General features: G+C 70.4%; 21 protein-coding genes and 1 pseudogene. 8 read left to right on the forward strand and 14 right to left on the reverse strand.

The features are described 5' to 3' along the window. Positions 1 to 42 precede the first annotated feature (42 nt). Positions 43 to 2,316 (forward strand): histidine kinase, encoded by a 2,274-nt coding sequence (locus tag ACFY2X_RS24660; RefSeq protein ID WP_389941484.1) that lies wholly within the window; start codon positions 43 to 45, stop codon positions 2,314 to 2,316. Here the strand turns inward: ACFY2X_RS24660 and ACFY2X_RS24665 are convergent. Next, on the reverse strand, positions 2,242 to 2,847 hold the full coding sequence (locus tag ACFY2X_RS24665; RefSeq protein ID WP_389941826.1) for a DNA-binding response regulator: 606 nt from the start codon (positions 2,845 to 2,847) through the stop codon (positions 2,242 to 2,244). The genes ACFY2X_RS24660 and ACFY2X_RS24665 overlap by 75 nt on opposite strands. Before the next feature lie 261 nt (positions 2,848 to 3,108). Beyond that, positions 3,109 to 4,110, reverse strand: a complete 1,002-nt coding sequence (locus ACFY2X_RS24670; RefSeq protein WP_389941487.1) for an endonuclease/exonuclease/phosphatase family protein — start codon at positions 4,108 to 4,110, stop codon at positions 3,109 to 3,111. Between the two features lie 1,047 nt (positions 4,111 to 5,157). Between ACFY2X_RS24670 and ACFY2X_RS24675 the strand changes: the two genes are divergently transcribed. Next, positions 5,158 to 6,645 (forward strand): flavin monoamine oxidase family protein, encoded by a 1,488-nt coding sequence (locus ACFY2X_RS24675; protein ID WP_389941490.1) that lies wholly within the window; start codon positions 5,158 to 5,160, stop codon positions 6,643 to 6,645. A 168-nt stretch (positions 6,646 to 6,813) separates the two neighbouring features. Here the strand turns inward: ACFY2X_RS24675 and ACFY2X_RS24680 are convergent, their stop codons facing one another. The 3 genes from ACFY2X_RS24680 to ACFY2X_RS24690 are packed head-to-tail and all read right to left on the reverse strand — an operon-like array spanning position 6,814 to position 11,419. Beyond that, positions 6,814 to 8,529, reverse strand: a complete 1,716-nt coding sequence (locus ACFY2X_RS24680) for a hypothetical protein (RefSeq protein ID WP_389941493.1) — start codon at positions 8,527 to 8,529, stop codon at positions 6,814 to 6,816. After that, complete coding sequence (locus ACFY2X_RS24685) at positions 8,526 to 10,109, reverse strand: peroxidase family protein (RefSeq protein WP_389941496.1); 1,584 nt, start codon at positions 10,107 to 10,109, stop codon at positions 8,526 to 8,528. Before ACFY2X_RS24685 ends, ACFY2X_RS24680 begins: the two co-directional genes overlap by 4 nt. Positions 10,110 to 10,111: 2 nt before the next feature. Next, positions 10,112 to 11,419 carry a cytochrome P450 gene (locus tag ACFY2X_RS24690; protein WP_389941499.1) on the reverse strand — a complete coding sequence of 436 codons (1,308 nt, stop codon included), beginning with the start codon at positions 11,417 to 11,419 and terminating at the stop codon, positions 10,112 to 10,114. Positions 11,420 to 11,635: 216 nt separating this feature from the next. Here ACFY2X_RS24690 and ACFY2X_RS24695 point away from each other — a divergent pair, with 216 nt between their 5' ends. After that, on the forward strand, positions 11,636 to 12,604 hold the full coding sequence (locus ACFY2X_RS24695; protein ID WP_389941502.1) for an acyl-CoA desaturase: 969 nt from the start codon (positions 11,636 to 11,638) through the stop codon (positions 12,602 to 12,604). A gap of 100 nt (positions 12,605 to 12,704) precedes the next feature. Here ACFY2X_RS24695 and ACFY2X_RS24700 read toward each other — a convergent pair whose 3' ends face one another. The 5 genes and pseudogenes from ACFY2X_RS24700 to mca all read right to left on the reverse strand — a co-directional run bounded on the left by ACFY2X_RS24700 (position 12,705) and on the right by mca (position 16,654). After that, positions 12,705 to 13,481 carry a MauE/DoxX family redox-associated membrane protein gene (locus tag ACFY2X_RS24700; protein WP_389941505.1) on the reverse strand — a complete coding sequence of 259 codons (777 nt, stop codon included), beginning with the start codon at positions 13,479 to 13,481 and terminating at the stop codon, positions 12,705 to 12,707. 9 nt (positions 13,482 to 13,490) lie between these two features. Next, the gene (locus ACFY2X_RS24705; RefSeq protein WP_389941507.1) at positions 13,491 to 14,087 is read right to left on the reverse strand and encodes a cell wall protein; all 597 of its coding nucleotides are present in this window, start codon (positions 14,085 to 14,087) and stop codon (positions 13,491 to 13,493) included. Between the two features lie 10 nt (positions 14,088 to 14,097). Further along, the gene (locus tag ACFY2X_RS24710) at positions 14,098 to 14,547 is read right to left on the reverse strand and encodes a hypothetical protein (protein WP_389941510.1); all 450 of its coding nucleotides are present in this window, start codon (positions 14,545 to 14,547) and stop codon (positions 14,098 to 14,100) included. A 285-nt stretch (positions 14,548 to 14,832) separates the two neighbouring features. Then, positions 14,833 to 15,699: pseudogene (locus ACFY2X_RS24715) on the reverse strand (MFS transporter); the annotation flags it as partial. Positions 15,700 to 15,760: 61 nt separating this feature from the next. Then, a complete protein-coding gene (gene mca, locus ACFY2X_RS24720) occupies positions 15,761 to 16,654 on the reverse strand; it encodes a mycothiol conjugate amidase Mca (protein ID WP_389941513.1) in 894 nt (297 codons plus the stop codon). A gap of 129 nt (positions 16,655 to 16,783) precedes the next feature. On the opposite strand from mca, the gene ACFY2X_RS24725 reads away from it, so the two are divergent. Next, positions 16,784 to 17,422, forward strand: coding sequence for a TetR/AcrR family transcriptional regulator (locus tag ACFY2X_RS24725; protein WP_389941515.1), 639 nt, complete (start codon positions 16,784 to 16,786; stop codon positions 17,420 to 17,422). 30 nt (positions 17,423 to 17,452) lie between these two features. Here the strand turns inward: ACFY2X_RS24725 and ACFY2X_RS24730 are convergent, their stop codons facing one another. Then, positions 17,453 to 18,028, reverse strand: coding sequence for a TetR/AcrR family transcriptional regulator (locus tag ACFY2X_RS24730; protein WP_389941518.1), 576 nt, complete (start codon positions 18,026 to 18,028; stop codon positions 17,453 to 17,455). A gap of 88 nt (positions 18,029 to 18,116) precedes the next feature. On the opposite strand from ACFY2X_RS24730, the gene ACFY2X_RS24735 reads away from it, so the two are divergent. Beyond that, entirely contained in the window at positions 18,117 to 18,635 is a 519-nt protein-coding gene (locus ACFY2X_RS24735; RefSeq protein ID WP_389941521.1) for a carboxymuconolactone decarboxylase family protein, read from the forward strand. After that, positions 18,632 to 18,832, forward strand: a complete 201-nt coding sequence (locus ACFY2X_RS24740) for a hypothetical protein (protein ID WP_389941525.1) — start codon at positions 18,632 to 18,634, stop codon at positions 18,830 to 18,832. Before ACFY2X_RS24735 ends, ACFY2X_RS24740 begins: the two co-directional genes overlap by 4 nt. Before the next feature lie 169 nt (positions 18,833 to 19,001). On the opposite strand, the gene ACFY2X_RS24745 is transcribed toward ACFY2X_RS24740, so the two are convergent. From ACFY2X_RS24745 to ACFY2X_RS24755, 3 genes are all read right to left on the reverse strand, one after another. Further along, a complete protein-coding gene (locus tag ACFY2X_RS24745) occupies positions 19,002 to 19,445 on the reverse strand; it encodes an Lrp/AsnC family transcriptional regulator (RefSeq protein ID WP_389941528.1) in 444 nt (147 codons plus the stop codon). A 32-nt stretch (positions 19,446 to 19,477) separates the two neighbouring features. Continuing rightward, positions 19,478 to 20,833, reverse strand: coding sequence for a transaminase (locus ACFY2X_RS24750; RefSeq protein WP_389941531.1), 1,356 nt, complete (start codon positions 20,831 to 20,833; stop codon positions 19,478 to 19,480). Between the two features lie 81 nt (positions 20,834 to 20,914). Continuing rightward, the gene (locus ACFY2X_RS24755; RefSeq protein WP_389941534.1) at positions 20,915 to 22,135 is read right to left on the reverse strand and encodes an MFS transporter; all 1,221 of its coding nucleotides are present in this window, start codon (positions 22,133 to 22,135) and stop codon (positions 20,915 to 20,917) included. A gap of 80 nt (positions 22,136 to 22,215) precedes the next feature. On the opposite strand from ACFY2X_RS24755, the gene ACFY2X_RS24760 reads away from it, so the two are divergent. Then, positions 22,216 to 23,091 carry a LysR family transcriptional regulator gene (locus ACFY2X_RS24760; protein ID WP_389941537.1) on the forward strand — a complete coding sequence of 292 codons (876 nt, stop codon included), beginning with the start codon at positions 22,216 to 22,218 and terminating at the stop codon, positions 23,089 to 23,091. 266 nt (positions 23,092 to 23,357) lie between these two features. Then, complete coding sequence (locus tag ACFY2X_RS24765; protein WP_389941540.1) at positions 23,358 to 26,291, forward strand: helix-turn-helix transcriptional regulator; 2,934 nt, start codon at positions 23,358 to 23,360, stop codon at positions 26,289 to 26,291. The last annotated feature ends 82 nt before the right edge of the window (positions 26,292 to 26,373 follow it).

The following is a 26,373-nucleotide window of genomic DNA, read 5'->3' on the forward strand; positions in this document are numbered from 1 at the left end:
ATGCAAAATGCACATCTGCGGGACATTGCGGAAGGAAGCCATGTGACCGAGCGAAGCGAGGGCACCGACGAACACGGCACGCGCGTGGTCGCGGAACCGGCCTGGAGAGCCGGCGCGGGAGGCCCTGCGACACCCCAGCTCAGGCTCGCCTGGTTGCTCATCCTGATCTGCCTGGCCGTCCAGCTGCCCATCAAGATCGATCAGCTGATCCAGGCGGCGATCGTCAGTGACCGGGTGGCCCTGGTCCCGGGCCTGCTCATCCTCATCGCCCTGCAAGCGCTGTTCATCCCGATCGCGTTCAGGCGCGTTTCGCGGCCCACCGCCCACCGGCTGCTCCTCGCCCAGGCCGTCCTGGCCTACTCCTTCTACCTCGTCCAGTCACCGTGGACGCCGGTCATGGCCACGCTGGCCGCCTCGATCCTGCTCACCTGCAGACCGAGGACGGCCTGGTCCCTGGTGCTCCTGGTCCTCGTCGGCGAGTTCACGATCAGGGCGTGGTTCTTTCCCGAAATCGGTTCCATCGTGCCCTGGTCCGTGCTGGCGACCCTGGGCCCCGGCGTAGGTTTTTACGCCGTCTGCTGGCTTTATGCCCTCATCCGGCAGACGGACTCCGCCCGAGCCGAGATCGCGCGGTTGGAGGCCGCTCGAGAACGGCTGCGTGTCGCCCGTGACCTGTGCGACACACTCCACGACAAGCTCTCGGCCCTGATCCACCGCTTCGACCACGCCGACCTCGCCGAGGTGGTGCGGACCGCCCGGCAGGCCCTGACCGACGTGCGGGCGGTCGCCGACGACCACCGGGACCGGACCCTGGCCGCCGAACTGGAAGCCGCTCGCTCGGTGCTCACCGCGGCCGGGGTGGACGCCGAGATCACCACCCGTCGGCACCGGCTGCCCACGCCGGTCGACGACCTGCTGGCCAGGGTGGTGCGCAAGACGGTGCTCACCTGGCTGAGCACCGATCCGCCCCACCACCCCCGGGTCGACGTCGACCTTGAACCCGGCTTCGTACGGCTCCGCGCGACCCGCGCCCAGGGGCAGGCCCCCGGCCTCGGCGAATTCACGGGCGAGATCGCCGAGCTGGGCGGCGACCTCACGACAGGCACCGGGTGGGTGGAGGTCGCGCTGCCCGTCACGCCCGCCCCGGCACCGCCGCGACCGATATGGGGACCGCTGGCGGGCGCGCCCTGGCTGGCCTGGCTGACGCTGGTGGTCCTTGAGGTGGACACCATGGGCACCACCGTCATCAACATGATCTGGAGCGATCCGGTGACCACGACCCAGATCGTGGTCGCCGCGGTGGCACTGCCCGTGGTCAGCGCCCTGCAGTTGTACAACGGCCTGCCGAGACGAGGGGCACGGCCGCGCGCCTGGCGATGGACGTTGAGCGCGCAGATCCTCCTCCTGTTCGCGGCCATGGCCGTCATCGGGCCGAACGCCGGTTCCTACACCGGGTTGACCGCCGGAACCGCCCTGTTCCTGGTCCGCTCGCGCCTCGCCTGGGTGATCGCCGCGGCGCCGATCATCTGCGGGACGGCCTTCTGGGTGCCCAATGCCTCGGGGGTCCTGTCGGTCATCGAATACACCATGGTCATGATCGGCTTCGCCGCCATGGCGTACGCGCTGAGCAGGCTCCCCGTCGCCGCCTTCCAGCTTGAGGACGCCCACCGCGAGCTGGCCCGGATGGCCGCGCTCCAGGAGCGCCTGCGCGTCGCCCGCGACCTGCACGACCTGCTCGGTTTCCGGCTCTCCGCGCTCGTCGTCAAGGGCGAGCTGCTCATCGCCGACCCCGGCCGGACGCCGGACGAGCTGGCCGACCTGCGGGAGGTGGCCCGGCAGGCGCTGGTGGACGTGCGCTCCATCACCGGCGACCCCACACCACTCTCCCTGCCGGAGGAGGCGGCGACGGCCCGCTCGATGCTCGCGGCCGCGGGGGTCGAGGTCACGCTGGACCCCCTCCCCGTACGGCTCCCGTCGGAGATCGACACGCTGCTGGCCGTCGTCCTCCGCGAGGCGGTCACCAACGTGGTACGGCACGCGCGGGCCCGCGGATGCACGATCAGCGTCACGACCGGCTGCGGAGCCGTACGCCTCACCATCGCCAACGACGGCGCGACCGGCTCACCGGAGCGGGAGGGCAACGGCCTTACCAACCTCACCCGGCGGCTGGAGGAGGCGGGCGGTCACCTGGCCGTACGGCGGGAGGCGGACTGGTTCACGCTGGCCGCCGAGGTCCCGTGCTCAGAGCCAGCCGGCCTCGGTGGCGATGCGGATGGCGTCCACCCGGTTGCGCGCGTTCAGCTTGGTGACCGCTGAGGCCAGGTAGTTGCGCACCGTGCCGTAGGAGAGGCTGAGCTGGCGGGCGATATCGCGCGGTTCCGATCCCGACGCGGTCAGCCTGAGCACGTCCAGCTCGCGGTCGGTCAACGGGCTCTCCGCGACGTCCAGCGCCGCGTACGCCAGGTGCGGATCGATGACCCGGCCGCCCGCCGCGATCGTCCGCACCGCCGCGATGAGGTCCTGCGGCCGGGAGTCCTTGAGCATGAACCCGGCCACGCCCGCGTTTACGGCCCTGCGCAGGTTGCCCGGCCGCCCCACCCCGGTCAGCACCAGCACCCGGCAGCCGGGCAGCAGGTCGCGCAGCTGGGCCGCCGCCGACAGCCCGTCCAGCCCGGGAAGCTCGATGTCGATGATCGCCACCTGAGGCCGGTGCTCCAGCGCGGCCCTGACGATGTCGTCGCCGGAACCGAGCTCGGCGACGACCTCGATGCCGTCTTCCAACTCCAGCAGCCCGACCAGCGCCTCCCGCAGGATGCGCATGTCCTCGGCCACCAGCACCCGGATCAGATCCATCCGCGCTCCCCGGCGCGGCGGACCCGCTCGCCGCCCGCCGAGATGTCCACGCCGTGCAGGTCCACGATCCTTCTCTCGCGCCCCGGCGGCAGCAGGCCACCGGTTCTTGCCGTAAAGAGCCGCTGTTTGCCCCGATAAGAGGCCTTCTTGCCGCGTCATCCTATCTGCGTTATCCGATTATCCGCCTGAGACGAGACCGGGTCACCGTGTCCTGCCGGGTCACCACCGCCCCGGCAGGACTTCCGCTTCTCCGCCCTAGCGCGAGATCCGCAGGTCGGTGACCATGGCCGCGTGGTCGGAGTAGAACTTGCCCGGCCCGTGGCTCGCCAGCCGCTGGTCGACGGTGAAGGAGTCACGCACCTTCACGCCCGTGCCCTTGGCGAAGATGAAGTCGATCCGGTCCTTGGTGATCATGTAGTCGTAGTCCGGCTGAGGGCTCCAGGTCTTGCCCGGCGACTTGCACACGTTGCGGTTGGCGGCACGGTAGGTGTCGACGAAGCCCGCGTCGGTGACCACGTCGGTCGCCTGCAGATCGTAGGAAAGGCCGTAGTGGCAGTGGGCGCCGCCCCGGGTCCAGTCGGCGGCGGGCAGGGTGTTGAAGTCACCGCCGAGGATCACCGGGTCGGTGTTGCCCGCGAGCATGGCCGGCAGGTGGTTGTGGATGATGTCGGTGATCTGGGGCAGCTGCACCTGGGTGTCGCCCTTGACGACCTGCTCGGCGGTGTACGGCTGCGCCTCGCCCTTCTGGATCGCCGCGGCGTTGGCGTCGATCATGTCGCCGACCCACGGGTCGGAGTAGTTGAGCCAGGTGTCGAAGAAGTTGGCCTCCCGCCCGCTGGGCAGCTTGACCCGGATGCCTCCGAAGTAGAAGTCGTTGATGATGCCGCCGACCGGCTTGGGGTACACCTGCGTGATCGGGTAGTGGGTGAAGATCCACAGGTTGTCGTTCGTCCTGGAGGTGATCCGGGTCGCGGTGTACTCGCCCTTGCCCGCTTCGGCGCTCAGCCCCGCACGGAGGTCCTCTGCGGAGCCGTACGTCTCGATGGACAGGAAGACGTCAGGCGCGATGTCGGCGAGCTGGTCGATCAGCAGCGGCAGGTTGGCCTCCCCGCCCACGGCCGGGTCCTTGCCGCCGTGCCAGATGTTCCACGCGAGGACCCTGACGTCGTCGGCCTTGGACGCGGCGTGCGCGGGCGGAGTCGCGGCGGCGACCAGGAAAGCGGACAGGACAGCTGAAACTAATTTAATGTTGGACATTTTAGTAAATGTAGTGCGTGACATTTTACTGCTCCTTAAAATGGGGCGAACGAACAGGTGAACACGGACCGGCCGTTCGACGACCCGCTCTCCGGAGGGCGCCGCGGAGGCGGTTCTCGGGCCGGAGGGGCGGCACGGGCGCCTCGCCGTGCCCATGCCGACGACTTTCTACAGGTCAGACACGGTATTGAGCTCGACCGAAGAAGGCGATCGCCCTGCGGCCCAAGCGCGGGGAGGCCGTACGGAACGCCGCCACGTCCGCCCTCGACCTCCGGCGCCGCGAGGGCGACGACACGGCCGGCCGGGCAGCGCCTCCATGCCTGATCCGCCACAGTGCCGCCGTCGAGGCTCTTGAGCCCCCGCCCCTTCCTCCAATAATGAAATTGAGTTAACGAATCTCCCCATGGGGCATCGGTTACGCCCAGGAACGACCCGTGGCCCCCGAACGCGATCGCGTTCCCGAAGGGCATGAGGAGGGATCACGAAGCCCGGCCCGCACGGCACGCGGGGCGGCGGCGTGCGATCGCATCCGAGCCGAGACGGCGGATTACCGCACCGTACGGCTACGGCGGACCGCTTCTCCCGCATGGTCTTCACCATCAAGGGCGCAGTGGGTGACACCACGCTCCCACCTCCAGTCGATGCGAGTCAGAGAGGAGGCTAGCGCTCATTTATGAAAATAGATAGGTTAAATCTCCCATTCATCCCAAGCCGCGACACCCCGGCCTCAGCCACGGCACTGGCAGCTCGACCGCCTTCAAGACATCACGGCACCTTCAAGGCGTCACGACACCGAGCGCCATCACACCGGACGCCACGACACCGTCGCCGGGCGGCCGGACCATGACCGGCCGGGGACACAAGCCCCGGTCATCCAGGCCGCGCAGCCGCGAGAAGCCCCATTTCGTGGGCATTGTCCAGAGTTCGACGCGACACCGGTCCGAACAAACCCGGGTCACCTCTTGGCAAGCAGCATTACTTAAAGCAATCATATAGTTGCTTTGAGTAATCATTAAGGAGTGTGACGTCCTGAAAGAGAACCGGTCGATGTCGGCGGCGCTCGGCTCCGCCATGCCCCCCGAGTCAGCGGACGCGGGAGCGCCCAAACCGAGCCACGACCTCAGAGTGCCGGCGGACCTGGTCGCGACGGCCGAGCACGGGCTGGCCGCCGGTGGCCGGCCCCGCAAGCGCGTGCTGATCATCGGCGGCGGGATGGCCGGCCTGGTCGCCGCCTACGAGCTGATGCGTCAGGGCCATGAGCCCGTCGTCTTGGAGGCCCAGCAGCGGGTCGGCGGGCGCGTGCTCACCCTGCGCGGCTTCGCGCCCGGCCTGTACGCCGAAGCGGGCGCGATGCGGATCCCGCGCGTGCACGACCTCACGCTGGCCTACTGCCGGCGATTCGGGCTGGCCCTGCGCCCGTTCGTCATGGGCAACCCCGGCACCCTGGCCTACATCCAGGGTGTCAGGACCACGATCAAAGAGCTGAACGACAACCCCGAGATCATCGACTTCGGTCTGGCCGAGCACGAGCGCGGCCGCACCTACGAGGATCTGTGGCGCAGCGCCACGCAGGAGATCCACGACCTCTACGCGAAGGAGGGCGAGGGCGCGCTCGACCGCATCTGCGCCGAGTACGACCGTTACTCCATCCGCAGCTTCCTGAGCGAGCGCGGCTTCTCCGAAGGGGCCATCGAGCTCTACGGCGTCATGAGCTTCCGCGAGACCAATCTCAACGCGGCGATCATCGAGCAGTTCCGCGAGATCATCGGGCGGGCCTTCGAGGACATGCAGGAGATCGAGGGCGGCTCCGACCGGTTGCCGGCCGCCTTCTACCAGGAGCTCAAAAACCACATCCGGTTCGGCCACGAGGTCACCGCCATCGAGCAGGACGACCACTCGGTCACCCTGCACGTCCGAACCGCCTCGGGCAAGACGACGTTCACCGGCGACTACGCCATCTGCACGATTCCCTTCTCGGTGCTGCGCGACGTCGAGACCAGGCCCGCCTTCTCCCGCCGCAAGCAGCGTGCCATCCGCGAGCTGAACTACAACGCCTCCACCAAGATTCTCTTCCAGGTGCGACGGCCGTTCTGGGAGCAGAGCGACGGCATCGTCGGCGGAACCACGGTCACCGACCTGCCGATCCGGCGCATCTGCTACCCCTCGCACCCCGCCCCCGACGACCGCTCGGTCCTGCTGGCCAGCTACACCTGGGGACAGGACGCGCTGCGGTGGGGCGCGATGTCGCCGCAGAAGCGGATCGAGCAGGCACTCGAAGACGTCGCCAAGATCCATCCTGAGATCCACGACCACTTCGAGTTCGGCGTCACGCACGCCTGGTACGACGACCCCTACGCGGCCGGCGCCTTCGCCCTGTTCGAGCCGCATCAGCAGACCAGCCTGCACGATGCGATCATCGCCCCGGAGGGCCGCGTGCACTTCGCCGGCGAACACTGCTCGCTGTGGCACGCGTGGATCGAGGGCGCGCTGGAGTCGGGGCTCAGCGCGGCACGGGCCGTGCACGAGGCGGGCTGACCGGCACCCGTCCGAACAGCGGCAGCAGTCTGGCGCCGGTCCGAGCGGCGAGCTCACCGGCGCCGGCCTGAGCGCCGACGCCTGAGCAGAAACGGCGACGATCTGAGCGCCGACGCCTGAGCGGAGACGGTCCGAGAGCGGAGACGGTCCGAGCAGGCGCTGGACGCGTCAGAGGCGTGCCCGCTCGGCGAAGTGACGCAGCCGTGCCGCGGCCTCCGCCAGATCGGCGGCGGCCGCGTCGCAGGCGGTGCGGTGAGCGTTCACCGACTCGCGCAGCCATGGCGGCGCGGCGCCGCCGGCCTCCAGCCTGGCCTCGATCTCACGCAGGCGTTCGGCGCACTCGGCGAGTGCGCCGGCGTCAGACCGCATGACCGTGGCGTGAACGATGATCGCTGCGGGTTCGGCCGGCATCCGGTCCCTCCGGTCAGGTGGCCGGCACCTGATCGGCAGCTCGACCGTTCCCTCCGCGCCGTCCACCGTGGAGGTGGGCACGGTGAGAAAGGAGCGGCCCTCGGCGCGGGGGGCCCGGTCGGACAGCAGGTATGCCTGCGAGCGCACGACCGGACCGCGGTACGGCGCGAGCCGCCCGTCGATCCGCTCGCAGGCCTCGGGCAGGTCGTCGGCGAGGTTGGCGATGTAGTGCTCGATGCTGTGGCAGAGCGGGAACAGGTGGGTGGAGTCGAAGTAGTCGACCACGTACCAGTCAGGGTGCAGGTCGAAGCAGCCGCCCGCGCCCTGCCCGTCGAGGGTGGGAATGATGTCGTGCTGGTTGGTGACGCTGGCGACCCAGGTGCGCGGGTCGGCGGGCTTCTTGAAGTCGACGGGCGAGCCGACGGCGACGGCGTGGGTGACGGTGTAGCGGGCGCAGAACTCCGGGTCCTGCGCCAGGTTCATGATGGCCGCGCCGCCCGCGCTGTGCCCGACCAGGGCCAGCTCGGCCCCCTGGGGCAGGCCGTAGTCGTCGACGGCCTTCGCCAGCGCGCGGCTGTAGGGGCTGCTGGCCAGCACGGCGCTGCTGAAGGCGCCGAGCAGGTCCTGGGGCGAGTCGCCGTCGGGCCGTCCCGCCCGCATCCCGGGGGCCTGGACGACGTGGCGCACCACTCCGTCGGGGCCCTCGACGCTCTGGACGAGCACCCGTCCCGTCGTGCCGATCACACCGATGTTGCGCAGAAACCCGAGTAGGGACCCCTGCGAGCTCAGCCGCGCGGACTCGGCGGCGACCAGGTCGGCCCGCCGCGCGGCCCCCTCTCCTGTGTCGAGGACGGCGACGGCCCTGTTGCTCATGCCGATGACCGGGTCGGCGGTGGCGTAACCCTTTCCCGTCGCGATCAGCCAGGCGGCGGTGTCGTTGAGCGGGTTCTCGTCCAGCAGCGCCCGCAGGGCGAGGACCTCGCCGAAGACCGGGGCGAGCTCGCTGAGGGTGCGCACCCCGCCGCGGTCTCTCAGCAAGGCGCGCAGCGCGCGGACGGCCTCCAGGTCGCGGTCGGCGGCGGCCGCCTCGATGAGCCGGCCGATCATGGGGTCGCCGGCCAGTTCGGGGTGGTCGGCGGCGACGGCTGCGATCCGCAGCCGCAGTGAGGTGGCCAGCACGCGGACGGCCAGGCTCTCCGCACCCGCCATGACGCCGAGCTTGGCGGCCAGGGTGCCCAACCGGCCACCGGCGAACGCGTGTCCGAGCCCCTTGCCGTTCGTGACCGCGCGCAGCAGCGCGCGGTGGGCCAGGTAGCCCGCCGAGGGGGCGCGTGGCAGGGCGCCGAGCGCGGCGCCGTCGGTGAGCGCGGCCGTGGCGTGGGCCGCCGCCTCCTGGATCGTGACCCCGACGTCGACCAGCTCGCGGGCCGCGGTGCGCAGCAGTCCGGCGACCGAGCCGGTTTCCCCTCTCACGGCTCCGCTCGCCGGGTCATGCTGACGAAACGGGGGCGCGGGTCCTCCGGGATGTTGCGATGCAGCACATCCGAGAGCGTTCGCGTGGTCGCGATGATCCGCATGCCGTGCGGGGAGAAGGTCGCGGTGTTGAACACCCGCGGGGCCAGCAGCGGATTGGTCAGTGCCTGGGAGAAGGCATCGATGGCGATGATCTTTGTCAGCAGCGGCGGCAGTATGGCGTTGGGCGCCCCGGGCTCCTCGGCGAACAGGCCGACGTACAGGTCGAGGTCGTCGACGCCGCGGTAGAGCTCGCGCAGCGCGCCGCTGACCCGCTCGTCGCCGGAGACCTGCTCGAAGGCGCGCACCCGGGGGAAGCGGCAGTGCTCGCGGTAGCTGTTGTAGGGGGCCAGGTGGAGGGCGCGCGAGTCGGCGATGCTGGCCACGTCGACCTCCCGCAGGAGGGGGTCGGTGTTGAACAGGCCGATGCGCCCGGCGCGCTGCCGGGAGGCGTCCTCGAAGAGGCGGCCGAGGCCTGGCTCGGGGATCAGCGCGCCGCCGGTCAGGGTCTGCGCCATCGGCAGCTCGCGCCCGCCCACCGACAGCCGGGAGGGGATCAGGCCGTGCCAGCGGTAGACGAGGTTGAACTCCACCGAGGCCCAGTTCTCCCGGTGCCAGGGCGCGCCGGCCAGCATCGCCGACAGCCGCGGATCCAGGGTGAAGCGGAAGTGGTAGGGGGTGATGTGGTTGATGTATTCCTCGACCACCAGCTTGATCAGCAGCGCGATGAGGATGTTGCGCGCCGTCTGGAACAAGCGCTCGTCGTCCCAGTGCGGGTAATGCTCGGCGAGCAGGCGGGCCACCCTGTTGTGCTCGCGTAGGAACAGCACCGTGAGCATGGTGAAGCCGATCTGGATGTTGCCCCGGTCGCTTCCGGTCGCGAACAGGGTGTCGCGCTGCGCCTCGGTGAGCTCCGCGAAGCGCACGACGCGCAGCGGGGCGAACTCCGGTTTGATCTTGCCGTTCTCGCACAGGTAGGGCGGGAACTCCCCGCCGTTGATGAGCTGGCTCTTGAGCAGCCCGCCGTCGAACGCGCGCAGCGCGGCCGTCGCCTCCTTGTGGAGGCCGTAGACCTGGTTCAGGTCGATGTGGTGGTTGGAGCTGTTCTTACGGGGGTCGCGCGGGGTGTTGGTGTCACCGCGCAGGAAGCCGTCGGTGAACCACTGGGCGAAATAGGCGAACAGCACCGTGGAGCGGGGGCAGGGGATCATGGTCTCGCCGCGGGTGAACAGGTCGGCGGCGCACTCGGGGGTGGGCCTGCCGCTCTCGTCCGCGGCGACGGGAGGCACATGCCGGCCGCTGTAGGTGCGGTCGGTCAGCGAGGCCCACGAGGTGTAGTCGGCCATCGTGCTCAACGGCTCGGGCCGTGGCGGCATCTCGCGGATCGCGTGGTCGATCAGCGAGGCGTTGAGGCGACGCCGTACCGGCTGGACGGCCTGGACGAGATCCCAGAACGGCCGGCCGCTGGTCAGGGCCAGGAACCTGAGCCGGTTGGCGGCCCCGTCCGTGGCGATGCTCCGCGCCCTCACCCTGCCCGGCATGGTCATCCCTCCCGGCCTTGGGAGCCGAGCCCGAGGACGAACCGGTCGGGGAAGATCCCGGCGGCGCGGACGATCCGCCCTTCCGGCGGCGGGAGCAGGCGCACGCCGGGACGCAGCAGCAGGCGGCGTACGGTTTCGCAGATGACGACCCTGGCGAGATGCACGCCGAGGCAGGCGTGGTGGCCGTGTCCGAAGAACAGGTGGTGGTGGCTCGGGCGGCCGAGGCGGAATTCGCCGGGCTCCGCCACCACGTCAGCGTCGAACATGGCCGAGGCCGGTGCGGCGAGCACGAGCGTGCCCGCGGGGATCGCCGTGCGGCGCGGGGTGCCGGCGGCCAGGATGTGGTCGCGCTCGCACAGCCGGGGAAGCAGCTTGAAGAACGGGTTGAACCGCAGCGCCTCCCAGACGTAGTGGTCGAAGCGCGCGGGGTCGGAGCCGGCGGCGGCCTCGACGGCCCGCGCCAGCACCTGCGGGCGCAGCAGGAGCTGCTCGGTCGCCTCGGTCATGGCTCCGGGCGCGCTCTCCACGAACCCCAGGGGCAGTCCGGCCATGTTGATCACGATGCGCTCGTCGTCGACGCCGATCCCGGCGGGCAGGGCGGTGCCGGCGAGCCGGGCGAAGACGTCGTCGGGCGGGTCCTGCCCCGCCCGCAGCGCGGCCCTGCGTTCGGCGAGCCGCCCCCGCAGGTGCTCCACCATCTCCGAGCCCGCGCGGACCGATGCGGCCTGGATCTCCGGATCGCCGAGGAAGTTGGCGAAGCCGTCGGTGACGATGGCCCGCGTCCACCGCGACAGGGTCTGCGGATCGGGGCCGGGGAAGCCGAAGTATTCCGCGCACACGCCCAGGGCGACGTGGCGGAACAGCTCGTGAACCGCTTCGACGCGGCCGTACGGCCAGGCGGCGTCGAGCGCCTCGTCGGCGAGGCGCCCCGCCAGCCCGCGCACGTCGGCCGCGTCGCGCGGGTCGAGCATGACCTGCATCAGCCCCTTGTCCCGCCAGTTCATCGGGGTGGCGTCCCAGCCCAGCATGAACGGGCCGCCCAGCGCGGCGTCGAGGCGCGGGCCGAAGGCGCGGACCGAGAAGACCTCCTCGCGGGAGAGCACCTCGGTGACGTCGGCGAAGCGGGTCACGACCGTGAAGGCGGGCGTGACGAAGATCGGGCGTCGCTCGCGGAGCTCGGCGAACAGGGCGCGCCAGTCGGTGCGCATCCACTCGCGGACGAGGCCGAACGCGGACATCGGGTCGCGGGCCAGGGCTTCGTCGTATCTCTCCAGATAGCCGCCCGTGGTCGCCTGATCGACAGCACCCATGCCGTAGGCCCCTCCACCTGAAACCGTGGCGAACAGAGATCGCCACGTTGATCGTCACGTTGTGTAGCCACAATCTAGGCACGCCGTACCCGTTTCCTGATGACTACCGTGCGGATTGTTTTGCTTCCTCTGAGTGATGGGTTCGTCACTTCGAGGCCATTGCCGCGATCGGGGGACACGGCCGTTGAATGAGGAGCCGAATCGTCTCCGCCGATCATGGGAGGTAGCGTGACCTCGTCGCCCATCCCGCAGCCCAGGCCAGGCACGGCGGAGACGGTGACGGTCACCACCGGTCGCCGCACCGCCTACCTGGTCGTCCTCGTGGTGCTTCCCGTGTTGCTCCTGGCCCTGGCCGTGCCCGCCGCCTGGGGATGGGGCATCGGCCCGCGCGACGTGGTCATCGCGGTCGTGATGTACCTGGTCAGCATCTTCGGGATCGCCATCGGCTACCACCGGCTCTTCACCCATCGGGCCTTCAAGTGCCGCAGACCGCTGCGCGTCGCGCTCATGCTGGCCGGCGGCATGGCGGTCGAGGGTCCGCTCACGCTGTGGGCGGCCGAACACCGCCGTCACCACAAGTACGCCGACCGCCACGGCGACCCGCACTCGCCGTGGCGTTACGGCGACGGCGGCCTGGCGTTGCTGCGCGGCATGGCGCACGCCCACGTCGGCTGGTTCTACACCGCGCGCCGGCGCTCCAGCCGCCGGCACTGGGTGCCGGACCTGCTGGCCGATCCGGACGTGCGCCGGTTCGACGCCGCCTACCCGGCCGTCGTGGCGCTGTCGTTCGCGTTGCCCGCCGCGGCGGGCGGGCTGTGGTCGATGTCGTGGGCGGGCGCGTGGACCGCCTTCTTCTGGGGCGGGCTGGTCCGCTACGCCGTGGTGCACCACGTCACGTGGTCGGTGAACTCCGTCGCGCACACCTTCGGCGAGCGCCCGTTCCGGACCAGGGACCGCTCGTCGAACGTGCGGTGGGTGGCGATGCTGACGCTCGGCGAGGGCTGGCACAACTGGCACCACATGGAGCCGACCTGCGCCCGGCACGGGGTGCTCAGGGGCCAGCTCGACCCGAGCGCCCGGCTGATCCGCTGGTTCGAGCGGGCGCGCTGGGCGTACGGCGTGCACTGGCCGAGCCCCGACCGCTTGGCCGCCCACCGCGTCGACCGGCGCGACACGCGCACGTGAAACCGGCGTTGCGAGCGGAGGCGCGTGGTCGTTCACGGGCGTGGTCGTTCACGGGCGTGGTCGTTCACGGGCGTCGAGCCGGTATGACCGGTATGAGACGTCAGGCGAGCGCGGGCTCGTCGATGACGGCGACGCGGACGGCCGACGGGTCGCCGCCGGAGAGGGGAACGGCGAAGACCGCCGTCCGCCCGTGAGCCGCGTAGACCACGAACCGCAGGCCGTCCTCGTCCCATACGTCCTGGATGTCCGAGGTGAGCTGCGCGGACGCCGAGCAGTAAGCGGGGCTGAGGTATAGCAGGCGCAGCGAGACCTCCAGCGGGATCTCCTGCGGCAGGGGTACGGCGAGCGGTTCGCGCAGCCGTACGAGAAGCCGGCGCAGAGGCGTGAGCCAGTGGCGGTCCAGCTCCGCCGAGAACCCCAGCAGGGCGGCGATCTCCACCAGGCCCAGGATCACGAGTGGCGGGTCCATCGCGTACGGCCGCGCCCAGACCGCCGCGATGCTCGCGGCGAGCATGAGGCCCGCCCGGACGAAGCCGCGCCAGTTCACGGGACGAGAGTGTGCGCCCAGGCAGCCACACGAAGAAGCGGGCGCGGCCAGGTGCGAGTAGGTGAGATACGCGAGGAATCCCGCGGAGAGCCCGGCGGCGGCCGCACCCTCCACGGGCAGGGCCGGAGGCAGCAGCAACGCGGCCGCCACCGCGAGCTCCACCACCCCGACGAGCCGGAGCGCGGGGACCGCACGCGCCGAGCCGACCAGCCGGGCCAGGGCCGTCCGCCCGGCTTGCGCCCGCGTCCGCCGGCTGAGCAGCTTCATCAGGGCCGCCCAGAGCAGGAAGGGACCGATCACGTACGGCTGCAGCGCGGCGACCCCATGCATCTGTCGCTCCTAGTGAGGGGAGAAGACGGTGGCGATGTCGACCTCGTTGGTATCCGGCCGCCAGGCGCCCAGGATCTGCACGTGCTGTCCCACGCGCAGCGGCGACAGGTCGGCGGAGGGCGGTGAGTCGGAATAGATTGCGACCGAGGTGCCCGCCACGACGTGGCAGAGGATCTCCTGCCCGCCGTGGTCGAGGTGGATCTTCTCGCTGGTGATGTTCCGGACGTGGCCCTTGACGTTGACGATGTTGAGCCACACCGATTCGGCGGCGAGCACCCCGTCCGGCATGCGAACACCCCGGGCGTAGAGCCCGTCACCGGGCTTGGCCTGGTCGAAGGCGACGGGACCCAGCTTCCACAGGCTCGTGCCGTCGACGACCCTGATGCGATGGAACACCCAGTTCGATCCCAGGACGAGGAGCGTGTTGCCCCTGATGGCGCGGATGCGGCCCTCGGCGAAGTCGGGGTCGGGCGTGCCGGGCTCGACCTGGGGTGCCGCGTCACCGAAGGCCGCCTCCGGACCGAGCGATCCCAGCGTGGTCGCGGCGACGACGCCGGCCCCGCCCCCGAGCACGGCGGACTTGAGCAGTTGCCTTCTGCTGGTCATCGGCGGCCTCCTAGGGGGTCGAGATCTCGCAGGGGCGAAGGCCGGTCGAGAGGCTGGCGATCCGGCTGTAGGCCGCAGGGGTCAGGTCGATCAGCCGGTTACTGGCGCAGGTCGCGCCGCAGCAGCTGCGTTCGCCGCAGAACAGGTCCGTCTGCGGGCCGCAGTCGGCGATGGAGGTGATGACGCTGGCGCCGCCGCACAACGCGGTGGTCCGGTGACGGAAACCGCAGGTCCTCCGGGACAGTCCGACGCCACAGCTGTCCGGCCGGGTGATCGCCCAGCAGGCGTCGGAGGTGTTGGGCCAGGCATGCTGCAGGTTCCCGGAGTTGCATGTGCCGCAGGCTCCCCTGCCGGTGCTGCTGCACGGCCCCCATGCCGCGCCGCAGCAGAACCAGGAAACTTCTCCCTGGACGGGTCCGAGTAAGTCGACGGGCGGTTCAGCGGACTGGCTGCGCGCCATGCGCGTCCTCCTAGGGTGAGCCCCGACGATCCCCCGATCTGATGATGGAACTGTCATGAAATTTTCTGACCTGTCCCATGAATAACAGGTAATTAATTTTCGTCAATGCCCAATCTGAAGCCGCCTCGGACCCGCGAAGACGGCCCACCTGCGGAAGTCCCTGCTCGAACAGTGAAAACGCCGCGACACCGCGCGGGAGGCCGACGGGGCCGCCGGCTCTCATGGCCGTCATGGCTGACCTCGCCCCCGCGACGAACGTGTCCCCCTTCTGGCCCGGTGTCACCGTCAGGAGCGGACGGCGGTGGCGTCGATCTCGAACAGCATGCCGGGCAGCGCTCCGAGCGCGATGGACAGGTTGAAGATGGCGACGAACAGGGATGAGGCGGCCTCGGTCGCCTGGGGTGCGGCCCTGAGTATCCAGGTCTGCAGGCTCACCGACACGCCCCCGTAGGACAGGCCCCAGGCGACCAGCAGGACGACCCCGGTGACGGGCCTCCCCCCGGCCATGGCCAGCAGCGCGATGACGGCGGTGAGGGCGAGGGTGATGCCGAGGAGCGTGCCCCGCAGATCGCGGGCGACGCGGGTTCCGGCGACGAAGTTCTCGGCGATCCCCGCCATGCCGTAGCCGAACAGGAGGAAGCCGATGAGGCCCGGCTCGATCCCGGACACCTCCTGCAAGATCGGGCGGACGAAGGTGTAGGCGGCGAAGTGCCCGGTGATCAGCAAGAACGTCAGAATCAGGCCGATCCGTACGGCAGGCACCCGCAGCAGCCGTGGCAGCTCGCCGAAAGCGATCGTCTGCATGGACGGCAACCCGGGCACGAGGAAGACCAGGCACCCCAGGGCGACCAGTCCCACGGCTCCCACCACGCCGAACGCGAACCGCCAGTCGCTGACCTCTCCGATGAGCGTTCCGGCCGGCACGCCCACGACGGAGGCGGTCGACACCCCGCCGAAGATCACGGCGGCGGCGCGGGCGACATGCTCTTCGGGCACCAGCCGGAGCGCGAGGCCACCCGCGATCGCCCAGAACCCACCGACGCTCACCCCGACCGCGAGCCGCGACACGAGCACGACGGCGAAGCTCGGCGCCACGGCGCAGGCAAGGTTCGCGACGGCCATCAGGCCGATCAGCACGATCAACATGACACGGCGGTCCGTCCGCCCTCCGGCAAGCGTGCCGGGACTTCTTCCTTACCCACATCAAGTATGACTAACGGGTCGCCGACGAGGTGGGACGCAGGCCCGCGAAGAGATCCTCTTCGGGGATGGGGGCGGCGACGAGGCTGCGGGCCAGGTGGTAGTCCTCGGTCGGCCAGACCTGCCGCTCGATCTCGCGGGGGTGGGCCATGAAGCCCGCCTCCGGGTCGATCTGGGTGGCGTGCGCGAGGAGCGCCCGATCCCGTACGGCGAAGTGGTCCGCGCACTCGACCCGGGTCGTGATGTCGAGGGCGGGCGCGGCGGCGGGCCAGTCGGCCAGGATGGCGTCCATCCCCGAGTCGATCCCGCGGGCGGTCATCGCATCGTGCATGGCCTGGAACCACTGCCGGGAGAAGGCACCCTGGTAGTAGAGCTTAAGCGGCTGCCACGGCGCGCCCGTTCCGGGGTGACGATCCGGGTCTCCCGCCGCCTCGAACGCCTCGACGGTGATCTGGTGGGCTTTGATGTGGTCGGGGTGCGGGTAACCACCGGTCTCGTCGTAGGTGACGACCACGTGCGGGCGGAACTCCCGGATGAGCGCGACCAGCGGCAAGGCCGCCGCTTCCAGCGGCTGGAGCGCGAAGCAGCCCTCGGGCAGCGGCTCGCCGTCAGGGGGCAGGCCGGAGTCGACGAAGCCGAGGAAGCGCTGCCGTACGCCGAGGATCTCCCGGGCGGCGTCCATCTCCGCCCGGCGTAGCTCGGCGAGGTTCGCCCGGACCTCGGGCCGGTCCATGCGCGGGTTGAGCACGGAGCCGCGTTCACCGCCCGTGCAGGTGGCGACCATGACGTCCACCCCCTCGGCCGTGTATTGGGCCAGTGTCGCCGCGCCCTTGCTCGACTCGTCGTCGGGGTGGGCGTGCACGCTCAACAGGCGGAGCGTTTCGCCTCGGGTGATGCGCAAGTTCATGGTTTTCCTTTCTCGCAGGCAACCTGAGACTCAGAACGTTAGGTCAAGCACATTAGTTAGGTCAAACCTAATTTTTATTACAGACCCACTATATGGGTTGAACCTAAGCAATGAGGTATGGTGGGTTCCGTGACGGAAGGAACACAGAGCTTGCGCCAGCTCAACAAGCTGCGGACCCGCGAGGCGATCTCCCACGTCGCGACGAGGCTGTTCATCGAGCGGGGCTTCGACAAGGCCACGATCGCCGAGGTGGCCACCGCCGCCGGAGTGGCCAAGATGACCGTTACCAATCACTTCCCCCGCAAGGAGGATTTGGTCCTCGACATCCACGAAGACCTCATCGCCGGCCCCGGCAGGATCGTCGCCGGACGCTCTCCCGGAGAGTCCGCCTTTGACGCGCTCCGCCGCCACCTCCTTGAGGCACTTGAGCGCCGCGATCCCGCCCTCGGCTTCTCCGGCCCCGAGTTCGCCGCCATGTTGGTCGGCAGTCCCGCGCTGCTGGCCCGGCTCCGGGAGATCCACGAGCAGCGCGAAGACGCACTGGCCGACACCCTCGCCGCCGAGACACATACCGCCGGAGACGACCTCACGCCCCGCCTCGCGGCCGGTCAGCTCCTCACGGTCCACCGCACCCTGTTCAACGACGTCCTTCGCCGCACTCTGGCCGGGCAGGACAACGAGTCGATCTCCCGGCAGCTCGCCGAACCCGCTCGCCGCGGCTTCGACCTGCTGCGCCCCTCACTCGGCGACTACGCGATCCGCCGCTGATCGGCGAGAAGAACTCCAGAGCCCGCCAGGTCACGAATCAGGAGTCGGCTCCGGGCGCGCCGGTCCCCGGTCGAGCAGCGCGGCGGCCACGGCGCGAGCCCGGTGGGCGGGAGCCGTGGTGCGCTCGCGCAGGGCGGTGACGATGGCACCGTCCGCGAGGAGGACGAGCTCCCGCGCCAGCTCGTCGGCGTCCGGGTGACCGTCCTCGGCGAGAAGCCCGGCGACGTAGGCCGTGACCCGCTCCTTGTGGCCGGCGGCGACCCGGTGCGCGGCGCTGTCCGGATCCGCGGTCTCGACGATGGTGTTGATGAACGCACAGCCCCGGAAGTCGGCACGGGCGAAGCGCTCGGCCAGCGCGTCGAAGACGTTCAGGGGCCCGCCGCCGAGTGCGGCCACCCGCTCGGCCAGCCAGGCGCGCCACTGCTGGTCGCGCCGCTCCAGGACCGCCACGACCAGATCATCCTTACCCGGGAAATGCCGGTAGAGCGAGGCGCGCCCGACCCCGGAGGCGCTCAGTATGCGCTCCACGCCGACGGCCCGGATGCCCTCGGCGTAGAAGAGTTCCTCTGCGGTGACGAGCAGCCGCTCGCGAGCGTTGGTCGGCATGTGCCCATGTTATCCGCCCCTTGACCAAAATGGAACCGATCGGTACCGTCTTCGACAAGGAACCGATCGGTACCGTTTTGGAGATGTGATGCCTCGCCTTCCCCAGCTCACTGACGAGCCCACCGGATTGCTCGACGAAACACGACGCCAGCTTGGCCGGGTGCCCAACCTCTACGCGGCGCTCGCCAACGGCCCGGCCGCCCTGTCCGGCTATCTGGCCATGCGCGATCACCTCACCAAGGGCGTCCTCACGGTCCGGCTCCGCGAGCAGATCGCGCTGCTGGTCGCGCAGGACAACGGATGCACCTATTGCGTGAGCGCGCACACGATGCGCGGCAAGCGTCTGGGCCTGACGGACGAGGAGCTCACCCAGACCCGCGACGCCCGTGACACCGACCCGCACGCCGACGCGATACTGCGGATCACCCGGGAGATCATGCGCACGGCGGGACGAGTCGACGACGAGACGCTCGCCGCCGCCCGCTCGGCGGGCGTCACCGACGCGGAACTCGCCGAGATCGTCGCCCACGTCGCGCTCAACACGCTGTCGAACTACTTCAACCACCTGGCTCAGCCCGAGCTCGACTTCCCCGAGGTGCGCGCGTGAACCGGGAGTGGAGGACCGGCTCCGTCGAGCTCGTGGACGGCTACACGGTCATCGACGGGAAGGGCCTGCGAGTGGGCCGGGTCGAATCGATCCGCTTCGCGATCGAGGGCGGCTTCGTGAACATCGAGGTGCCCGGCGTCGAGCATGTGCAGATCGTCTCGGCCCCGGCCGTCCGGTTGATCACCTGCGAGAGATGACCGGCTCCCGTTCCACCCGACAGCACGACGCCGGAACGACGTCGGAACGACGTCGGAACGACGCCGGACGAAACGGCGAGGCGGGGCCCCTCACCCGCGCCTCGCCGTACGGAGCGGGACAGCCGCAGCTTTGATCATCAGCCGGGCCGGGTGAAGGCGTGGGAGGTTCTCAGCCGGGCCAGGCGAAGCGGTGCGTGTGGATCCCGAAATAGGTGAACACCTCGGCGCGGGTGACGCCGGGGACCCGCTTGATGTGGTCGTTGAGGATGGCCAGCAACTCGGCGGGCTCCTTGCACACCACCTCCACGAACATGTCGAACGAGCCGGACGTGAGCACCACGTAGATCACACCGGTCAGGTCCCTGATCCGGTCGGCGACGGTGTGCACGTCACTGTCGACGCGCAGGCCGATCAGCGCCATGACGGGCAGGCCGAGTGCCATCGGGTCGGTGACCCCGACGATCTGGACCACTCCCTCGTCCCGCAGGCGCTGCACTCGCTGCCGTACGGCAGGCGCGGACAGCCCGGTGATCTCGGCCAGCGCGGTGTAGGAGATCCGGCCGTCCTGCTGTAGCTCGCGCAACAGGATCCGATCGATCTCATCGATGCTCACCGGCACATCATCCTCCGTCGCCGCCCACCCGCTCACCTGACCAGGTCGGCCACCGCGGCCGCGAACACCTCGTGGTGCAGGTCCACGTCGGCTTCGGTGGTGGCCGGGCACATCAACGCCATGTTGTGGAACGGCGTGAGCAGGACCCCCCGATTGGCCAGATAGACATGCAGATAGTCGTCCAGGTCGGGATCACCGGCCGCGTTGGACTCCCCGCCGTCGCGGGGGGCCGGGCTGGTGAACCGGTACTCCGCCCGCGCTCCGAGCTGGGTGACCGACCAGGGCAGCCCGTGCGCGTCGATCACCTCCTGGACCCCCTTCGTGAAGCGGGTCGCCAGCCGTGTCATGCCGGTGAAGGCCTCGTCTGTGAGCACATGCTCCAGGGTCGCCCGCATGGCGGCGACCGAGAGCGCGTTACCGGCGAGCGTGCCGCCCACTCCGCCCATGTCGACCAGGTCGAGACCGCTCATCCCCTCGATCCGGGCGGCCACCTCGGCGGACAGCCCGTATCCGCCGCTGGGGATGCCCCCGCCGATCGCCTTGCCGATCGTCACGATGTCGGGCTGGAGCCCCCATGCTCCGGTGCAGCCGCCGGGACCGGCCGAGAACGTGTGCGTCTCGTCGTTGATGAGCAGGGTTCCGTACCGGCGGGTCAGCTCGCGCACCCTGTCCAGGTAGCCGGATTCGGGCAGCACGATGCCGATGTTGGTGAGGGCGGGCTCCATCAGGACCGCGGCGACGTCGCCGTGCGCCAGCTCGCGCTCCAGCGAAGGCAGGTCGTTGAACTCCACCACCCGCGAGGTCACCGTCGGGTCGACGGGAGCGCCGACGTTGCCCTCTCGTGAGACCTGCCCGCCGTCCGGGCCGACCACGAGGAGGACCTCGTCGACGCTGCCGTGATAGCAGTAGCTGTTGACCAGGATCTTGGGCCGTCCGGTGATCGCCCGAGCCAGGCGGATGGCCCACCGGTTGGCGTCGGTGGCGGTCAGCGAGAAGCTCCAGTACGGCACGCCGAAGCGCCGGCCCAGCTCGGCCCCGACCCAGGCCGCGTCCTCGGTCGGCATCATCACCGTCGCACCGCCACGGCGCGCGAAGCGTTCGTTGACCGCGTCCACGGTGGCCTGCGGCGAGTGCCCCGCCATGGCGCCGGTGTCCCCCAGGCAGAGATCCACGTACTCGTGGCCGTCCAGATCGGTGACCCGGGCTCCCCGGGCCTCCGCCAGGTACAGCGGGAAGCCCGCGGCGGACTTGTTCATCCAGGTCATCGGCACGCCGCCGAACAGATGAGCCCGCGCCTGTTCGTACGCGGACGCCGAACGCGGGTTGCGCTCGCGGAACTCGCGACGCTCCCGATCGAGCAGGGCAGCCAGACGAGCATGATCGAACATCGTCACACCTCAGAAAAAAATCGCTTTAGCCCATTGTCGCGATGAAATCTGAAGTCAACGTACATCAATACTTTTAATTTTTCACTGCTTGTCGAAGTGGCGAGCCAGGAGTATGAGGAGCCCGGCACTGATGATCAGGGTCGCGGAGACGGCGATCACGCCGGGCCACCCTCCCGCCTGCCACTGGTGGGCGGCGAGCGCGCCGAATATCGAACTCCCGGCGTAGTAGGCGAGGAGATACAGTCCCGCGGCCTGGCCGACCCCGACGCCGATCCGGTGGGCCCGGTCGGAGACCCAACCGCTGACCAGCGAGTGGACGCCGAGAAAGGCGAAGGTCAGCATGCCGAGGCCGATCATGATCGCGGGGAGCTGCGGCGCGGCGGTGAGCGACACGCCCGCGAGCAGGAGTGTGACGCCGAGCAAAGCGGCCGGGCCGCGCCCTCGCCGTACGGCCAGGCGTCCGGCGGCGAGTGGCGCCGCGACGCCCACGGGATAGGCGGCGAACACCAGCGTGGCCATACCGCCCAGCAGGTAGGGAGCCGCCTGGAGGCGGAAGGCCAGGGCGTTGTAGAGGCCGACGAACGCGCCCATCGTGGCCGCTCCGACCAGGCACAGGGCCACCAGGGCGGGGTCCCGCAGGGTCAGCCCGGTGTTGCGCAGCAGGCCCCGCGACCGCCCGCCGGACCTTTCGAACCGCTGGGACGGCGGCACCAGGACCCACAGGCCGATCGCGCAGAGCAGGGTGATGCCGCCGATGGCGGCACTGGCACCCGCCCAGCCCCAGAGCGCGTCGAGCGGCCCGGGAAGCAGGCGTCCGGCGGCCCCGCCGAGGGCCGTCCCCATGATGTAGGTGGCGTTGGCGCGTAGGTGGGCCCCGTGATGCACCTCCTCGCGCAGGTAGGCCAGAGCCACCGCCGGGAGTCCGGCCAGCGCCACGCCTTCGAGACCTCTGAGGATCAGCAGGCCGTTCCAGGTGGGCGCGAACGCGGCGGCGATCCCCAGGACCGCCGAGCCGACCAGGGAGACCCGCATGATCACCACGCGGCCCACCGCGTCCGAGATCGGGCCGACGAACAGGAGCGCGACGGCCATGGTGATCGTGGACAGCGACAGCACCGCCGTCGACTCGGACGCCGACACCCGGAAGCCTTCCGCGATGCCGGGCAGCAACGGCTGGACGTAGTAGAGAGCCAGGAAGTTCGCCAGTCCGCCGAGCATCAGCCCGTATCTGATCCGGCTGTAGGCGCGATCACCCGGCCGGTATCCGGTCGCGGCGACCTGATGCACGAGGGTCGAGGTCACCGTTCGATGCTGTCCCAGCATCATTGATGCTCAAAATGCATAATTTGCCGGAACTGATGCTGAATACGCATCATGACTGGATGGACCTGCAAACTCTGCACTGGTTCCTCTCGCTGTGTGACACGGAGAACATGCGTGACACCGCAGCGATCGAGGGCGTCAACCAGTCCACGCTGTCGCGCGCGCTCGCCCGGCTGGAGGCGGATCTGGGTGTCGAGCTGTTCCACCGGCACGGGCGCAGGCTCGCCGTCAACCGGTTCGGCGCGCTGTTCCGCGAACACGCCGCCCGGGCCGTGAGCGAGCTGGACGGCGCGCGTCGCCGCATCGACGCGCTGGCCAACCCGGACACCGGTCTGATCAGGCTCGGATTCCTGCACTCGGTGGGCCGCTGGCTGGTCCCCGAGATCCTCCGCGACTACCGGACCGTCACCCCGGGCATCCGGTTCGAGCTGCACCAGGGCTTCGCCAGGGAGCTGTTCGCCTGGCTGCACCGCGGGGACATCGACGCCGCCCTGGTCACCCCGCCGCCGGAGGGGGACGGCGCGCGCTGGCACCGGCTGCGGGAGCAGCAGCTCTGCATCGCCCTGCCGGTCGAGCACCCGCTCGCCACCGTCCCAGGACTGACGCTCAGGGACGTGCGCGACGAGCCGTTCATCGCCTTCGCCTCCACAACCGACCTGCGCCGGGTCATCGACAGGCTCTGCCACGAGGCCGGCTTCGAGCCGATCATCGCGTTCGAGAGCGAGGAGATCGCCACCGTGCGCGGCCTCATCGGAGCGGGTCTCGGCGTGGGCATCCTGCCCCGGCCCGCCGTGCTTGAGCACGATGACCCCGCCTACCGTCCCCTCGCCCCCGCCAAGCAGCGCCCCATCGGTCTCGCGTGGAACCCGCTGCCGACCCCCACCGCGGCCGCCGCGCTGTTCGTCGAGCATCTCGTCGCGGCAGGAACCGGCTGAGCACGGCGAACCGGCAGGCCACACTTCTCCCGCAACACCGTTCGCTGTATTCGATCCAGGCGAAATCAGCCGAGATCGGGAATCACTCTGGACGCATGGAAACCGATCACATTGAATACGGTCGTGCTATTAATGAGCAACAATGGCCGTAAGCCGTTCCGATGTCGTCCCGCGCCCGGTTGGGGAGGCCTGCCGGGCGGCCGTCCGGCACCACGCGAGAGCACATGCGCGAGCATGCGGGGCAAGCCATCCGAAGGAGCACGGTGGTGAATGTGCCGTACAGCGGGCTGACACGGAACGCGAGCGGGACACCGCTGGTCAGCAGGTCCGCCGAGCTCGAACAGCTCGACGCGGTGATCGACCGCCTGCACCGGGGAGACGCCCCCGTGATCGTCGACATCACCGGCGAGGCGGGGATCGGCAAGAGCCGGCTCATGGGCGAGTTCCGCCGGCGGGCCCGGGAGCAGGGAGTGACCGTGCTGTACGGCCAGGCCACGGAGTATGAGCGGCACACCCCGTTCCAGCCGTTCACCGACGCCTTCGCCGATCTCGACCCTCTTGCGTTGAGCCCGGTCTCGGAGCTGGCCGAGGCGGCCTCCCCCGTTCTCGGCCGACCGGCCTCTTCCCCCGCGCAGCTCCATGCCGACCGTTTCGGCCTGTACCGGACGACCGCGGCGCTGCTGGCGCACCTCGGCCGTGAGGGGCTCGTGGTGGCACTGGACGACCTGCACTGGGCCGACCCGTCCTCGCTGGAACTCCTCGACTACCTGATCCGGCACCCCGTGCGCGCCCCGGTGCTGCTGGTCATCGCGCGCCGCGACCGGCAGACCGCGACGTCCCTGGCCGCGGCACTCACCCGTGGAGTCGACACCGGAGCGGTGCTGCGCCTGGAGCTGGGACCGCTCGCCGAGCGCGAGTGCGTCGAGAGACTCGCCCCGGACCTGCCGCGCGGCCACGCCGCGGAGCTGTACGCCGCCAGCGAGGGCAACCCGCTGTACTTCCTCGCCCTCCTGCACGCCCACCGCGACGGCGCGCCGGTCCGGCGCGGCTCGGCCCTGCCGTACGGCCCGGCCACCGGGAGCAGCTCGGGCGGCCTGCCGACCAGGCTGGGGTCGCTGCCGCTCGACGAGCTGACACCGCTGACGCCGTCCCAGCGCCGGATCGTGGAAGACATCGCGGTGCTCGGCGACCACGCCACACCCGCGCTGCTCGGTCAGATAGGCGAGCACGGCGAGACGGAACTCGACGGCGACATTCTCACGCTGATCCGGCGTGACCTCGTCCGGACGTGTTCGGGCGGGCGGCTGACGTTGCGCCACCCGGTGATCCGGGCGCTCGTCTACGAGAGCATCGCCCCCCAGCGGCGGATCGGGATCCACCGGCGGGCGGCGGCCGAGCTGGCCCGGGCGGGCGCGTCCGCCGGCGAGCGAGCACATCACATCGAACAGTCGCTGACCGGCTGGGATCCGGACGCGATCGCCGTGCTGATCGAGGCGGCCGAACAGGTCAAGCCGACCGCCCCGGCGACCTGCGCCCACTGGCTGGAGGCAGTGCTCCGGCTGCTGCCGGACACCTGCGAGCACGCGGCCAGGCGCGGCGAACTGACGCTGCTGCGCGCCCGCGCCCTCGGTGCGAGTGGCGCCCTAAGGGAGAGCCGTGACCTGCTGCACGAGGTGATCAGCGCGTCGGGGCCGGACGACGCCTCCGTCCGAACGGACGCGATCGCGCTGTGCGCGGTGATGGAACGGCACCTCGGACGCCCGCGGGAGGCCACCGCGCTGCTGCGCCGCGAACTGTCCCGGCGACCCCCGCCCTCGCCCCGGCACGCCGTCTCCCTTGGGCTGGAACTGGGTCTGTCGGCGTTGTCCACCGCCTGCTATCCGGACGCGCGCGAGGAGGTCGCACATACTCTCTCGACCGCGCGTTCGCTCGGCGACGAGATCGGCGAGACGAGCGCCCTCGCGCTGGCCGCGATGGGAGAGGCCTACGAGGGTGAGATCGCCGCGGCGCGGGCGTTCGCCGGCCGCGCAGCGGCGATGGCGGACGCGCTGACCGACAACGACCTTTTCACCCTGTGCGAGTCGCTGGCCCGGCTGGGCTGGACGGAGGTGTTCCTGGAGGCCTACGCCGACGCGGAACGGCACGCCGACCGCGGCGTGAAGATCGCCCGCCGGAGCGGTCAGATCCACCTCATCCCCTACCTTCTGATATGCAAGGCATACGCCCACCTCCAGACCTGCCGGGTGCCGTCCGCGCTGGAGCTGGCCGAGGAGGCCGAGCCCATCGCGCGGGCCGTCGGCAGCGGCGAGCTCCTGGCCTTCACTCTCGGGATAAAGTCCCTGATCCTGCTGTACGCGCACCTGCCGGGCGACCCGAGGGCCCTGGCCGCCGGTGAGGAGGCGGTGGCACTGGTGGGCACGAGCGACAGCTGGTGGGCGTCCCTCGCCTGGGTCGCGCTCGCCTACTCGGCGATGGCCGCCGGTGACCCGCAGCGGGCCAGGGAAGCCATGCTGCGCGCGGGCGGCGGGAGCGAGCTGCGACGGTTGCAGCCCTCAGCCCGCCCCGGCTATCTGGACCTGCTCGTCAGCACCGCCATCGCCACCGGCGACTTGGAGAACGCCGAGCGCTGGGCGGCGCGGGCCCGGGAGGAAGCCGGTCGGCTGGACCTGCCGACCCAGCGCGCCGCCGTGCTGCGCGGCACGGCGGCGCTCGCGGCCCACCGGGGCGACACCGGGGCGGCGGCGCGCATGATGGCCGAGGCCGCGCAGGAATACGCGCGCTCAGGCTCGTCGCTCCGGGAGGCCCACGCCCTGCTGCTCGCTGCTCGGTTGACGAAGGCCGCCGGAGATCCCTCCCGCGCCGCCGCCATGTGGCGGCGTGCCCATCGCCTCGCCTCCTTCGGCGGCGCGCGGTTACTGACCGGCCTGGCCGAACGTGCGCGGCCGGTGGTGGTCGAGGACGAGTTCGAGCCCCTGAACGAGCTTGCCACGTTGACTGCCCGCGAGTGGGAGATCGCCCGGCTGGTCGCCGAAGGCCTCACCAGCCAGGCGATCGCGATCAAGCTCTACCTCAGCCCCCGTACGGTCGAGACCCACCTCTCCCGGATCTATCGCAAGACCGGCGTGTCCTCCCGCGCGGGCCTCGCCACCCTGGTGGCCCGCCACGGCGCCGATCAGCCCGTTCACGGGACACGCCCCTGACCGTGCTTCCGGGTGGGCCGGGTCCGGGCCTCGGCCCGGCGAGCCGCTCGGCGCTCCGGGAGGAGATCCGGCGGCCCCAGGA

The organism is Streptosporangium sp. NPDC000396 (genome assembly GCF_042898655.1).
GTDB lineage: Bacteria > Actinomycetota > Actinomycetes > Streptosporangiales > Streptosporangiaceae > Streptosporangium.

Bases quoted from the DNA above. Each gene is read 5' to 3' on its own strand.
- ACFY2X_RS24685 (WP_389941496.1), bottom strand. From the start codon at position 10,109: ATGCCGGGCAGGGTGAGGGCGCGGAGCATCGCCACGGACGGGGCCGCC.
- ACFY2X_RS24750 (WP_389941531.1), bottom strand. From the start codon at position 20,833: ATGTTCGATCATGCTCGTCTGGCTGCCCTGCTCGATCGGGAGCGTCGC.
- ACFY2X_RS24735 (WP_389941521.1), top strand. From the start codon at position 18,117: ATGCCTCGCCTTCCCCAGCTCACTGACGAGCCCACCGGATTGCTCGAC.
- ACFY2X_RS24675 (WP_389941490.1), top strand. From the start codon at position 5,158: ATGTCGGCGGCGCTCGGCTCCGCCATGCCCCCCGAGTCAGCGGACGCG.
- ACFY2X_RS24670 (WP_389941487.1), bottom strand. From the start codon at position 4,110: ATGTCCAACATTAAATTAGTTTCAGCTGTCCTGTCCGCTTTCCTGGTC.
- mca (WP_389941513.1), bottom strand. From the start codon at position 16,654: ATGAACTTGCGCATCACCCGAGGCGAAACGCTCCGCCTGTTGAGCGTG.
- ACFY2X_RS24695 (WP_389941502.1), top strand. From the start codon at position 11,636: ATGGGAGGTAGCGTGACCTCGTCGCCCATCCCGCAGCCCAGGCCAGGC.
- ACFY2X_RS24760 (WP_389941537.1), top strand. From the start codon at position 22,216: ATGGACCTGCAAACTCTGCACTGGTTCCTCTCGCTGTGTGACACGGAG.
- ACFY2X_RS24690 (WP_389941499.1), bottom strand. From the start codon at position 11,419: ATGGGTGCTGTCGATCAGGCGACCACGGGCGGCTATCTGGAGAGATAC.
- ACFY2X_RS24730 (WP_389941518.1), bottom strand. From the start codon at position 18,028: ATGCCGACCAACGCTCGCGAGCGGCTGCTCGTCACCGCAGAGGAACTC.
- ACFY2X_RS24700 (WP_389941505.1), bottom strand. From the start codon at position 13,481: ATGCATGGGGTCGCCGCGCTGCAGCCGTACGTGATCGGTCCCTTCCTG.
- ACFY2X_RS24705 (WP_389941507.1), bottom strand. From the start codon at position 14,087: ATGACCAGCAGAAGGCAACTGCTCAAGTCCGCCGTGCTCGGGGGCGGG.
- ACFY2X_RS24710 (WP_389941510.1), bottom strand. From the start codon at position 14,547: ATGGCGCGCAGCCAGTCCGCTGAACCGCCCGTCGACTTACTCGGACCC.